Consider the following 12,952-nt stretch of genomic DNA (forward strand, 5'->3'; position numbering starts at 1 on the left):
TTGAGCGAAGTCGAAAGGAGCCGACGAAGTGCGGGCTACGCCTACGCAGTTTATCTTTCAGTCTTTGGAATCGCTGAGAGTAAGGCACGGAGAGCGTTGTTAACAGCTTCTGATGTTTTGAATATCTCAGCGACATCAGCATCTAGGATAACTGTCAAAGGAGTTTTTTCTTGCTGACTGGAGAAACGGTTGGGCAAGGCTTTGCGATAGTCAAAGTTATACTCTGGAAGCAAATCATCGTCTGCGTTGTTGTGGAATTCAGAAGCCTGTGAATTCTTCATAATCTCTTAGTTCTTTCTTGGTTGCTAGACGGGCGCTAATGATATGGATAACGTTTGCTCTTTCTATAAAACAGACCAATAACAAGCGATTGTCTTGATTGCGTCCGATGATGATTTCCCGTCGTTCACCAACAGAGTGCCATTCATCGTTGAATATGTAAGCTAGAGAGTCGTTGAACACTGTCTTAGCCGCTTCAAAGCTGATGCGGTGCTTGTTGAGATTCAAACTAGCTTTTTGGTTATCCCACTCGAATTCTAAATTCATGCCCTGATATGAGGCTACTCTACTTACAAAACAAAACTTAATTTTTTCTAAGAGCTGATTCGTAAAGAGAATCTCGCCATATCTCAAACTCTAACGAGCAGCGCAAGATGTAGCGGTGAGTGCCGAATTATGGGGCGACGCAGTGGGTACTTGAGCAACCAGAACCACATTACCATCGGCATCCATTACCCATCCTTGGGCTTCTACAATTTGGGTAGGTTCATTGACAGCATTAACTTTCTGTGATTTTTCTTCTATGTTTTGCTGCGCCTGAAGAACCGCTCTTTTCTGAATACCAGCAGCACTATTTTTACTCTCTGGCTGTAGTGTGATCCAATCTGCCAGCACCGCATCATCAGCTATCAATGGCTGCGTGGGATCGGCTACTAGTCCTCCACGTCCAGTAGCAATAAATGAACTCCTTCCTACTTTTGCACCAGAATTACAACCAGCAGCAATTTGCTCAGAAGCATCAACCAGATTTACGGGCAATTCCACTAATCCTTTGCTGGGGTCAGCATCTGGTGAGTTGATTTTTACAGTGCCATTCAATGAAGGGTTTTGCTGAGAAAATGCGGTGATATCACTTGTTCGGAGGTTATTCGGGTTGATTGAGCCTGTTGGATCAAGCCTTTCTACGTCTGCACGGGTGCGTGGCACAAACCCAAAGATGTTTTTAGCGGTGATTGTGATTTTACCACCTGAGCCAGAGAAAGCGTTGGCAGTGATATCGTTATTTCCAAAGGGAGTGGCAACGAGGAAGCCATCCGGTGCTTTGATGGTAATATTACCGCCAGTTTTATCACCCCCGGCATTAGTGGATATTTGACTGTTGCGGCGCATTAGTAACAAATCTCGCACCTTTAGCGAAATATCCCCACCTCGACCTAACTTACTATTAGATGTGAGTTTTCCTTGGTTGTCCAACAGTATGGAGCGAGCAGTTATATTGAGTTCACCTGCTGATCCTAAATTATTTACATCTCCTTTGTAGATTGTATTCGGTTGAAGCTTTGGAAGTTCACTGCTCACAGTTATTGCAGCCCCATCCGAAATAATCAATTGTCCTGTGACGATTGTAATTTTTCCAGCCTCTCCAGAGCCTAAAGTCCCAGCGAACAAGCCGCCGGGCAAGCCATCTGGTGTGGTTCCAATTAGTTCTATAGACTCTGAGGCGTTGACAGTCAAATTTCCTCCTGAACCTATGGCTGGTATAAATTCTACTGGAGTTCGATATGCTCCACTAGACTGTGTTGATACCTCTGCCCCACCTTGGATAAGCAATTTCCCAGTGTTGATTGTAAGGTCACCCGCTTTTCCATCAGATGTAGTTATGCTAGAAAGTATACTAGGAAAAGTAAAATTATCTGGTGTCGTAAAGCTACCAATCAACTCTACGGACTCGGAGGCATTAATGGTCAAATTTCCCCCTGCACCCTTGCCTCTAGTAGAAGTAGATACTTGTGCGCCATCTCGAACAATTAATTTCCTGGTGTTAATCGTTAATTCTCCACCATCCCCAACGCCATTATTCCGATTTCTCAAGATCACAAAAAGACCAATTAGTTCCACACTTTTGCCCTGCAACTGAATATTGCCACCACCTACGCCAGTAACATCTACTTGAGATGGAATTCCAGAACCGTCAATAGTTCGCTGGATTAGTTGAATGTTCTGAAAATTTTGGACACCTTCATATCCCAATATCCAACCTTGAACAGTTGACTTCAGATTGACCAGGCTATTGCCAGCGACACTTCCTAGCTCAACTCGTCCCGATGCTGCTGTTAAATTTCCGCCCTCTAACACAACATCACCTCCTACAAGTGCCAAGGTTTTGCCTGGCTGCACCTGTAACCCAACAGGTTCACCCAAACTATTGACTGCGCCACCTGGACTAGCTTGGGATTGATTGCGAATGGGAGCCGCAGTGGCTCCGAATTGTAAGCCAATGGGAACACTTACTGTTAGTAGGGGTGTGGTTTGGGGATTTGTAGCACTAAACTTTGTACCATCGGCAAAGTTTAGACTACTCGCTGTACTTGCAATAAATGAACCACCGATGTTTAAAGAAGCATGAGTACCAAAAATAATCCCGTTGGGATTAATCAAAAACAGGTTAGCTGTACCGTTAGCTTTAAGGATGCCATCAATATTAGAGATAGACTTACCCGTTACCCGACTAATAATGTTCTGAATACCCTCAGTATTTTTAAACTCAGCCGTAGTCCCATTGAGTACAGAAAACTCCTTAAAACTGTGGAACAAGTTACTTTCTAGTTGGGTTCCACCTTCAATAATTGTGATATTGCCCTGTGTTGTAACTTGAGAATTGTTAGGTAGAGTGCTATCCTGGGTGATTTGGGCAAAAGCACAATTGGCAGAGAAAGCTATTGCGCCACCTATTACAATTCCTAATCCTTGAAACCATCCACACAGAATACTCATAACGAATAACAAACTCCTTTAAAAAACTATCAATTGCTAAATAATAGTAACGCTGTACCTCTATTCAGTAAACTATATCTATCTCAATAGACTACAATATTTAAATCGTTAATATACGTTTTTCTATTGTATAAATCTGATAAGACTCCTCATTAAAACTAATAAAATTAAAGGCACAACAATGTTATGCCTCTACAAAAAGTTTTTATTTTACTTAGCTAAAAGCAATATTGCTAACTTAACTATTAATAAGCTTGCTGATTGAGAATAAAAATACAATTCTGTGACATTACTAAAAATTGATTTGGTTTCTCATAGTAATGCTATTACTTTTATTCTAAATAAGCTACAATGACAGATATTAAGTTGATATACCGCTACAGTTTTCTAGCATTGAAATGTTTCCTTATTATGCATAAGAAGGAAGTCTTATAACATTACTAAAAAAACAATTAGTTTTTTAGAGCAGCGCTATTAGGAATTACAAAGAAACAAATTATCCAATCTTGTGGGGTGGACAGCCTTCGATAGTTCCTGAGCCTTGTCGAAGGACTGAGCGCTCACGCCGAAGTCTTATCCGCCTATAGTTACGGGCGGGCGAGAGGCACACCCTACAACAAGTAGTTAGATATTTTTTATTTGGAAGTCCCTTACCTTTATTCTCAATTAATCGAGATTAGGTGTTAAGTTAACAATACCGCTACGGTTTTCTAGCATTTAACGCAATATCCTCGCCAGTCCTCACAGCATTGCAATTTCATGACAACAGGGCCTAAATCCTTTGGCAAAAATCCCTGGGGTTGCTTGTTCTCAACAGCATCAGTAGATGGAATTGGAGCTAGTTCGATATTGCACTCAAGCTTAATTTTCAGGACTCTATCTTTTGATATACCGTTTTCTTCGAGTAGCGTGCGGAAATTAGAGTTTTTCAACATTTCTATAATTTCCTGCTGAATTTTTTCTTCTAACCGCTCTAAAGTTTCAGACTCAATGACTGCTTGCTGTGAAACTTGAGATTCCATAAATTTTGCTCTCCTTGCAGACTGGTAAATGTGTGGACTTATCTTGTGATGTACTAATTTAACCTGACTTCGATTAGTACAGTTTAGCGACGAAGAAATTAAGGATACAGAGTCTAGAGTGGCACGAAAGTATTAGGTTTCTAAAGCTTTGGCGAACTCCCATAATTATGACTTCAGCTTGGCTAGTTATAATTACGCATTGTGTAACAAAACTTCATATATTTCTGTTGGATTTCCTTAAAGCCTTCATGAATCTGGCTACCAACCTGACAAAGAAGCCATACCTTCTCTACGAGATCCTACGTGAATGGATGAGCTACGCCAACGCACCCACATCTGAATTAAGTAGCAGGTGCGGTCATTGCGAAAAAGCGATCGCACCTTGACCCTACATTGAGTAGAAAGAGCGATGTCTACGACGGGCTACGCCAACGCACCAACAAAATTTACGAGAATCTCAAATTCTAATTACCAGCGCAAGATGTAGCAATGAGTGAAGAATTATGAGGCGACGCAGTGGGTACTTGAGCAACCAAAACCACGTTCCCATTAGCATCTACTACCCATCCTTGAGCTTCCACAATTTGAGTAGGTTCATTGACAGAATTAACCTTCTGTGATTCTTCTGTGTTTCTCTGCTTGTGAACAACCACTCTCTTCTGGATACCCTCAGCACGATTCTGACTCTCTGGAGAGAGTGTGATCCAATCTGCTAGCACCGCATCATCAGCTATCAATGGCTCCGTGGGATTGGGCGCTATTCCTCCACGCCCAGTTGTAATAAACGAACTTCTGGCTATTTTTCCACCAGAATTACAACCAGCAACAATTTGCTGGGAAGCATCAACCAAATTTACAGGCAATTCCACTAATCCTTGACTGGGGTCAACATCTGGTGAGTTGATTCGTACCGTGCCATTTAATGAAGGGTTTTGCTGAGAAAACGCCGTGATGTCACTTGTTCGGACGTTATTCGGATTGATTTCTTCGCGATCGAGTTTTTCTACATCTGCACGAGTGCGGGGCACAAATCCAAAAATGTTCTTAGCGGTGATTGTGATTTTACCACCAGAGTCAGAGAAGGCATTGGCGGTGATATCGTTATTTCCCAAGGGAGTAGCGACGATGAAACCATTAGGTGCATTGATGATGATATTACCGCCATCTCCACCCAGTTTTGTTGTACCTGCATTAGTGGCGATTTGACTTTCGCGGCGCATCAATAATAAGTTCTGCACCTGTAGGGTAATATTCCCACCTTTACCTGACTCACTATTAGATATGAGTTTTCCTTTGTTGTCGAGAAGTATGGAGCGAGCGGTTATATTTAAATAGCCTGCTTTTCCAAGATTACTTGGATCTCCGATATAGATTACATTTTTTCGAGCTTGGCTGCTCACAGTTATTGCAGCCCCATCCTTGATAATCAATTGCCCTGTAGTTAGGGTCAAGTTTCCACCATCTCCAGGCCCTTGAGTCCCAGAAAACAAGCTACTGAGCTTAGAACCATTTGGTGAAGTTCCAATTAATTCTACCGACTCGGAAGCGTTCACCGTCAAGTTTCCTGCATTTCCTCTAGCTGGTGTAAGTTGGTTAGGAATAAACCTGTATATGCCCTCAGAACTTGTTGATATTCTTGCTCCTCCTTCGATACGCAATTTTCCAGTATTAATTGTGATGTTGCCAGCATTTTTATCGCCGTAAGTTGCACTAAATAATCCGCTGGATATTAAATCACTACCATCTCGGAAGACAGGGATGGTAGTGCCACCAATTAGTTCCACGGAATCTGAAGCGTTTATGGTCAATTGCCCCTGCAATTGCGCTCCACTTCTGACCACTAACTTCTTAGTATTGACATCTATGTTTCCAGAGTTTGCGTTGGAGAAACTCTGAGTAAACAGTTGTGAATCTTTTTCAATTACTACAGAATCTGAAGCGTTTACTGTCAAATTCCCTCCTGATTGCGCTCTCAAGGGATTAACTAGAATTAGGAAACTGCCAGCTACTCGCACAAGTCGCCCTTGCAGGTGGATATTGCCGCTACCATTTCCATGAGTATCTATAATCGATGGAATTTTATTTAACTGAATTATTTCGATATTCTGGAAATTTTGAACACCTTCGTATCCCAAAACCCAACCTTGGTTCGTTGGGCTTAAACTGACCAGACTATTGCCAGCAACACTTCCTAACTCAACCCTTCCTGCCCTTGCAGTTATATTTCCACCCTCTAGCGTGATATCACCGCCTATAAGTGCCAAGGTTTTGCCTCGCTGCACCTGTAAACCAACGCCTTGTCCTAAAACATTAACTGCGCCATCTGGACTTGCTTGAGATTGATTGCGGATGGGAGCCGGAGTTGCTCCAAATTGTAAGCCAATGGGAACACTTAATGTCAGTAGGGGTGTAGTTTGAGGAGATGTAGCACTAAATTTTGTACCATCAGCAAAGTTCAAGCTACTTGCCGTACTTGCTACAAATGAACCGCCAATGTTTAAAGAAGCATTGGGCCCAAAAATAATGCCGTTAGGGTTAATCAGAAACAGGTTCGCCGTGCCGTTAGCTTTCAGAATGCCATCTATCTTAGAAATCGAATTACCCGTCACCCGACTGATAATGTTCTGAATATCTATTGCATTGTTAAAGTAGGCTGTCCTTTCCGCAGAGACAGAAAATTGTTCAAAGCTGTGGAATAAGTTTGTACCACGAACTGCCCCACCATCAATCTGGTCTATAAGCTGACCATCAATTAGTTTTGGTGTAATGATTGAACTTTCAGATTCAAGTGTGCCATCTTTTTGTATTTGGGCTAAGACAAAACTCTCAAAGAAAGTGAGTACTCCAGTAATTGCTAATGTACTCACTATCCATAACTCCCAGTACCAACTACTTCGGTATCGAGACATGACAAACTTGCACCCAAAAAATAAGAGTATATTAAAATACTGTTCTTTGCTAGTTAAATAAGTTAAGTCAGTGTGAACAATTAAAGGTTTGCAATAAGGGATTCACCCCTTACTACGAGCCAATCTAATTAATCTTAATATTGCGTAAGATAATTTTATTTGTCCTTGCTCGCTAACTTATGGTGATACTTGAAATTATCTCTGTACCCTAACTAGTAAATGCAAAGTTCAGTATTTTTATACTCACTAGAATAAACTTTTTACAGTCTAAAAACTAAATTATTTAGCAGTTACAACCTAGAGGACTGCCAGTTGAAGGGCAAGGAATACACCATGATTTTTCCATCAGCACAATTTCTTGTTTTGGATTTGCTGACAACAATCCATTTATTTGCTGGTTGTTAGCTGCATCACCAGATTTGATTTTATTTGGGTCAAGATTACACTGCCATTGAACGATTAAAGCTCTATCATCTAATACACCGTACTTTTCAAGCACACTGTATAAACCAGCGTTATTAACACTTTCAAGCAGTTTTTGTTCAATCTCGGCTTGTAATTGTTGTAATGTTTCAGGATTCATGATTGTTTCCATTTCCTACAGAATGTGTATAATTCTGCTTCAGTTTGGCCCGGAACAATTACGCATAGCATTACAAAAATTAATATTTTACTGCTGAATTTACTTATCTCACATTTCACCAAAATTTCAAATTCAGACAGCTTCCTTTGCTAATTCTTAATTCCCGTTGCAGCAATACCTTGAATAAACTGACGCTGACCGATGAAAAATAATACCATCACTGGAACTGTCGCTATTGTCACCGCCGCCATCATCAAAGGCCAATTATTCGTAAATTGTTCTTGAAATTCAGCCAACGCCAGTTGCACTGTTCTTAATTCGGGACGGGTTGTAAATACCAGAGGTTTAAACAAATCATTCCATTCGCCGATGAAGGTGAACAAAAAGAGCGTCACCAATGCTGGACGAGCTAAAGGTAACATTACCCGCCACAATATTTGTAATCTGGTTGCCCCATCTATGGCTGCGGCTTCTTCTAATTCCACAGGAATTGTCTGGAAATACTGACGTAATAAGAAAATCCCAAACCCATTGACAGCAGTAGGTAAGATGAGCGCCCAGTATGTATTTATCAGGTGTCCCCACTTCAAAACCAAAAAGATGGGAATCACCAATAACTGAAATGGAATCACCAAAGTTGCTAAAACAACCAGTAGCAGTGCTTGCCGTCCCCGAAACTTCAGGCGTGCTAAGGCGTAACCAGCCAAAGCAGAAGTGACAATTTGAAACGCCGTCACAGCGATCGCTACCAAGGTAGAATTAGCAAACGCCAGCAAAAATTTTCCCTGTTGCCATGCAACGCGGTAATTAGCTAAAGACCAGTAATTTTTGGACAAATTTTCTGGGCTGGCGGCTGTCGGTGCAAAGGAGGTGAGAAAAACCACAAATAGCGGTAGTAGAACGATAAATGCTCCTAGCAGTAAGACTACTAGGCTCAAAAAATCGCCAGATTTCAGGTTCGGGTTTTGTTTAAACATAACTTAAGCCGCAAAGCATTTATTTCGCTAGTACTAGAGCATTGCCCCCAGCAACCATTAATCTATAAACATAGTTACTTGTTAAGTTAAATTAAACCACAGTGATTGTTACCCTCAGTTCATAGGGTAAATTGAATCCTGGTGTCAAATAAATCAGGTTTACAGGAGTAAACATAACCATGCAGCAGCTTACAGACCAATCTAAAGAATTAGATTTCAAGAGCGAAACATACAAAGATGCTTATAGCCGGATTAATGCGATCGTGATTGAAGGGGAACAAGAAGCCCATGAAAATTACATCACACTAGCCCAACTGCTGCCAGAATCTCATGATGAATTGATTCGCCTATCGAAGATGGAAAGCCGCCATAAGAAAGGATTTGAAGCTTGTGGGCGCAATTTGGCTGTTACACCAGATTTGGAATTTGCCAAAAAGTTTTTCTCCGGGCTACACCAAAATTTTCAAACAGCCGCCGCAGAAGGAAAAGTAGTTACTTGTCTGTTGATTCAGGCTTTAATTATCGAATGTTTTGCGATCGCAGCATATAACATTTACATCCCCGTTGCCGACGATTTTGCCCGCAAAATTACCGAAGGAGTAGTTAAAGAAGAATACAGCCACCTCAATTTTGGAGAAGTTTGGTTGAAAGAAAACTTTGCAGAATCCAAAGCTGAACTTGAACTTGCAAATCGCCAGAACCTACCCATCGTCTGGAAAATGCTCAACCAAGTAGAAGGCGATGCCCACACAATGGCAATGGAAAAAGATGCTTTGGTAGAAGATTTCATGATTCAGTATGGTGAAGCATTGAGTAACATTGGTTTTACGACTCGCGATATTATGCGCTTGTCAGCCTACGGACTCATAGGTGCTTAAAAAAGTGCTGAGTAACGAGTGCTGAGTGCTGAGTAGTTATTCAGAACTCAGAACTCCTAACTCACAACTCTTAACTCCTAACTCCTAACTCTCCTAAATTCCCCCGCGCTCAAGATAGCATAAGCCTAATAATCACTACATGTTTGGTCTAATTGGACATCTGACTAGTTTAGAACACGCTCAAGCGGTAGCCCAAGAATTGGGATACCCAGAATATGCCGATCAAGGGCTAGACTTTTGGTGCAGCGCCCCGCCGCAAATTGTCGATACTATTATTGTCACCAGTGTTACTGGGCAACAAATTGAAGGACGGTATGTAGAATCTTGCTTTTTGCCGGAAATGCTAGCTAGTCGCCGCATCAAAGCCGCAACACGGAAAATCCTCAACGCTATGGCCCATGCACAGAAGCACGGCATTAACATCACAGCATTAGGCGGATTTTCCTCGATTATTTTTGAAAACTTTAAGTTAGAGCAGTTTAGCCAAGTCCGCAATATCAAACTAGAGTTTGAACGCTTCACCACAGGAAACACGCATACTGCCTACATTATTTGTAAGCAGGTGGAAGAAGCATCCAAACAACTGGGAATTAATCTATCAAACGCGACTGTTGCGGTATGTGGAGCAACTGGTGATATTGGTAGTGCCGTTACACGCTGGCTAGATGCGAGAACAGATGTCCAAGAACTCCTGCTAATCGCCCGCGATCAAGAACGTCTCAAAGAGTTGCAAGGCGAACTGGGACGGGGGAAAATCATGGGTTTGACAGAAGCGCTACCCCAAGCCGATGTTGTAGTTTGGGTTGCTAGTATGCCCAGAGGCGTGGAAATTGACCCTACCACTTTGAAACAACCCTGTTTGTTGATTGATGGCGGCTATCCTAAAAACTTAGCCACAAAAATTCAATATCCTGGCGTACACGTGTTAAATGGTGGGATTGTAGAGCATTCCCTGGATATTGACTGGAAAATTATGAAAATAGTCAATATGGACGTGCCAGCCCGTCAGTTGTTTGCCTGTTTTGCCGAATCAATGCTGCTGGAATTTGAGAAGTTATACACGAACTTTTCGTGGGGACGGAATCAGATTACCGTAGATAAAATGGAGCAGATTGGCCGGGTGTCAGTAAAACATGGATTTAGACCGTTGTTGGTTTAGTCATTGGTCATTAGTCATTTGTCCTTGGTCATTAGTCATTTGTTATTTGCAAAGGACAAAGGACAAAGGACAAAGGACAAAGGACAAAGGACAAAAGGCAAAGGATAGATAACTTATAACTCGTAATTGATAAACCCTACGATGGCAACTACCGAGCGTAAACCGCTACTGTTAGATTTTGAAAAGCCCCTAGCAGAACTTGCAACCCGAATCGATCAAATTCGGCAACTTGCAGAAGAAAATGGCGTTGATGTTTCTGGTCAAATTCGTCAACTAGAAGCACGCGCCATGCAACTACGTGAGGAAATTTTTACTAGTCTATCGCCTTCCCAGCGATTACAAGTCGCTCGTCATCCGCGTCGCCCCAGTACTCTCGATTACATTCAGGCTATTAGCGATGAATGGATGGAATTGCATGGCGATCGCTGTGGTGGTGACGATCCAGCTTTAGTTGGTGGTGTCGGTCGTCTGAGTGGCCAACCTGTGGTGATGTTGGGCCATCAAAAAGGTCGTGACACCAAAGACAATATTGCCCGTAACTTTGGAATGCCTTATCCTGGCGGCTACCGCAAAGCTATGCGGTTGATGGAACACGCTAACAAGTTTAGTATGCCCATACTAACTTTTATCGACACACCAGGGGCTTGGTCTGGGGTGGAAGCAGAACACCAAGGTCAAGGAGAAGCGATCGCTTACAACTTGCGGGAAATGTTTTGCTTAGATGTGCCAATTATCTGCACAGTTATTGGTGAAGGTGGTTCTGGTGGCGCACTTGGTATTGGTGTAGGCGATCGCCTGCTCATGTTTGAACACTCCGTTTATACCGTCGCCACCCCCGAAGCCTGCGCCGCCATTTTGTGGAAAGATGCTGGTAAAGCTCCCCAAGCTGCCGTGGCGCTGAAAATTATTTCCCACGACCTCAAAAGATTGGGAATTATCGACCAAATACTGCCTGAACCCACTGGTGGCGCTCATTCCGATCCTTTAAAAGCTGCTACCACCCTCAAGCAAGTGCTGCTAGAAAATTTGGACGAACTTAACCATTTAACCGCTCCAGAACGCCGCCAACTACGTTATGAAAAATTCCGTAAAATTGGTGTCTTTACAGAAGTTGCCCACTAAAACCACTGCCTAATGATGGATTAGTAAAGCAGCAATGCTATAATTGCCTATGTGCTTAAAGATTTTTAACAATCTGGCCATAGGCATTTGCATTTTCAGCAAATCTACTCAATTTGATTGAGTAGCTTTTCTGACTTTTCACGGGAAGTCCTCAAGCCCCCAAAAAGCGTGGCTTTTTCGACAGGCTAATTCTCAATAACTCAGAGTTAATGAAAATAGCTAACGGAGAAATCAGGGCTTGGGAAAGCATCAAAATGACCTTTTCCACATACCGTGAAAAGTCAGAGTAGCTTTTGTATTATTGAGTAATCTAATTTGAGTGTACGGCGTGGTTTTCCAGGCGGCGATTTGTTGTCTTCACTGATAAAACCCACAATATACCCACTATTGCACTGCATCATAGCAGTTGCTTAATGGAAATCATCAGATTTTTAGATTCCTTTAATCTATCTAAACCGATAAATGTGAATAATTGGGTGGTACTAGGTGGGAACTGCCAAAAAATTGGGAGACATCATGAATGTTGAGCAAAAACGACGCGCCCTGATTACTGGGGCCAGTAGTGGAATTGGGAAAGCAACGGCTTTAGCCTTTGCCAAAGCCGGAATAGATGTCGCCTTAGTCAGCCGTTCTTTGAATAAGTTAGAGGCGGTGGCAGAAGCTGTACAGCATACTGGGGTAGAAGCAAAAGCTTACGCTGTAGATTTAGCGCGGATCTTTGAAGTAAAAGAAAAAATCCAAGCGATCGCCCTTGACTTTGGTGATATAGACATTCTGGTAAACAGTGCGGGCCTTGCCTATACAGCCACTTTGAGCGAAACTCCCCTAGAAGGATGGCAGCAGGTAATTGACTTGAATCTTACCAGCGTGTTTCAGTGCATTTTAGGAATTTTACCTTCAATGCGCGATCGGGGCACAGGCACAATTATCAACGTCGCTTCAATTGCCGCCAAGCAACCGTTTCCCGGTTGGGGAGCATACAGCGTCAGCAAAGCTGGTTTGATTGCCCTCTCTCAAACCCTGGCACAAGAAGAACGTACCCACGGCATTCGTGTCACAGCTATCTCTCCTGGTGCAGTTAATACCGAACTTTGGGACACAGAAACAGTCCATGTTAACTTAGACCGTTCTAAGATGTTAACCCCGGAAATAGTGGCTCAGTCAATTCTCCACACAGTTCTGTTACCACAACAGGCAGTTATTGACGAATTGACCCTGATGCCCAGTGCTGGCGCACTTTAATTTATCTTTTGTCATTAGTCCTTTGTCATTAGTCCTTTGCAAATGACCAATGTACTAATGACTAAT

At 42.4% G+C, this 12,952-nt stretch carries 12 protein-coding genes; 5 read left to right on the forward strand and 7 right to left on the reverse strand.

Going from position 1 to position 12,952, the window contains the following annotated elements; translation table 11 throughout:
- Positions 1–50: 50 nt before the first annotated feature.
- From V7K69_RS08995 to V7K69_RS09010, 4 genes are all read right to left on the reverse strand, one after another.
- The gene (locus V7K69_RS08995; protein WP_335033409.1) at positions 51–281 is read right to left on the reverse strand and encodes a hypothetical protein; all 231 of its coding nucleotides are present in this window, start codon (positions 279–281) and stop codon (positions 51–53) included.
- Positions 259–546 carry a BrnT family toxin gene (locus V7K69_RS09000; RefSeq protein WP_335033411.1) on the reverse strand — a complete coding sequence of 96 codons (288 nt, stop codon included), beginning with the start codon at positions 544–546 and terminating at the stop codon, positions 259–261. The genes V7K69_RS08995 and V7K69_RS09000 overlap by 23 nt, the downstream gene beginning before the upstream one ends.
- 90 nt (positions 547–636) lie before the next feature.
- On the reverse strand, positions 637–2,994 hold the full coding sequence (locus V7K69_RS09005) for a two-partner secretion domain-containing protein (RefSeq protein WP_335033413.1): 2,358 nt from the start codon (positions 2,992–2,994) through the stop codon (positions 637–639).
- 710 nt (positions 2,995–3,704) lie between these two features.
- A complete protein-coding gene (locus V7K69_RS09010) occupies positions 3,705–4,016 on the reverse strand; it encodes a hypothetical protein (protein ID WP_114080897.1) in 312 nt (103 codons plus the stop codon).
- A 248-nt stretch (positions 4,017–4,264) separates the two neighbouring features.
- Between V7K69_RS09010 and V7K69_RS09015 the strand changes: the two genes are divergently transcribed.
- Positions 4,265–4,402 carry a hypothetical protein gene (locus tag V7K69_RS09015; protein ID WP_335033416.1) on the forward strand — a complete coding sequence of 46 codons (138 nt, stop codon included), beginning with the start codon at positions 4,265–4,267 and terminating at the stop codon, positions 4,400–4,402.
- Positions 4,403–4,480: 78 nt separating this feature from the next.
- On the opposite strand, the gene V7K69_RS09020 is transcribed toward V7K69_RS09015, so the two are convergent.
- From V7K69_RS09020 to V7K69_RS09030, 3 genes are all read right to left on the reverse strand, one after another.
- A complete protein-coding gene (locus tag V7K69_RS09020) occupies positions 4,481–6,925 on the reverse strand; it encodes a two-partner secretion domain-containing protein (protein ID WP_335033418.1) in 2,445 nt (814 codons plus the stop codon).
- Positions 6,926–7,208: 283 nt separating this feature from the next.
- Complete coding sequence (locus tag V7K69_RS09025) at positions 7,209–7,508, reverse strand: hypothetical protein (protein WP_335033420.1); 300 nt, start codon at positions 7,506–7,508, stop codon at positions 7,209–7,211.
- A gap of 149 nt (positions 7,509–7,657) precedes the next feature.
- The gene (locus V7K69_RS09030) at positions 7,658–8,485 is read right to left on the reverse strand and encodes a carbohydrate ABC transporter permease (protein WP_335033422.1); all 828 of its coding nucleotides are present in this window, start codon (positions 8,483–8,485) and stop codon (positions 7,658–7,660) included.
- A 179-nt stretch (positions 8,486–8,664) separates the two neighbouring features.
- Between V7K69_RS09030 and V7K69_RS09035 the strand changes: the two genes are divergently transcribed.
- From V7K69_RS09035 to V7K69_RS09050, 4 genes are all read left to right on the forward strand, one after another.
- Entirely contained in the window at positions 8,665–9,363 is a 699-nt protein-coding gene (locus tag V7K69_RS09035) for an aldehyde oxygenase (deformylating) (RefSeq protein WP_335033424.1), read from the forward strand.
- Between the two features lie 139 nt (positions 9,364–9,502).
- Complete coding sequence (locus V7K69_RS09040; protein WP_114080902.1) at positions 9,503–10,522, forward strand: long-chain acyl-[acyl-carrier-protein] reductase; 1,020 nt, start codon at positions 9,503–9,505, stop codon at positions 10,520–10,522.
- A gap of 141 nt (positions 10,523–10,663) precedes the next feature.
- Positions 10,664–11,644 carry an acetyl-CoA carboxylase carboxyltransferase subunit alpha gene (locus V7K69_RS09045; RefSeq protein ID WP_114080903.1) on the forward strand — a complete coding sequence of 327 codons (981 nt, stop codon included), beginning with the start codon at positions 10,664–10,666 and terminating at the stop codon, positions 11,642–11,644.
- Positions 11,645–12,160: 516 nt separating this feature from the next.
- Positions 12,161–12,886, forward strand: coding sequence for an SDR family oxidoreductase (locus tag V7K69_RS09050; protein ID WP_193945164.1), 726 nt, complete (start codon positions 12,161–12,163; stop codon positions 12,884–12,886).
- Positions 12,887–12,952: the final 66 nt, after the last annotated feature.

It is taken from the genome of Nostoc sp. (assembly GCF_036917775.1).
In the GTDB taxonomy this organism is placed as follows: domain Bacteria; phylum Cyanobacteriota; class Cyanobacteriia; order Cyanobacteriales; family Nostocaceae; genus Nostoc.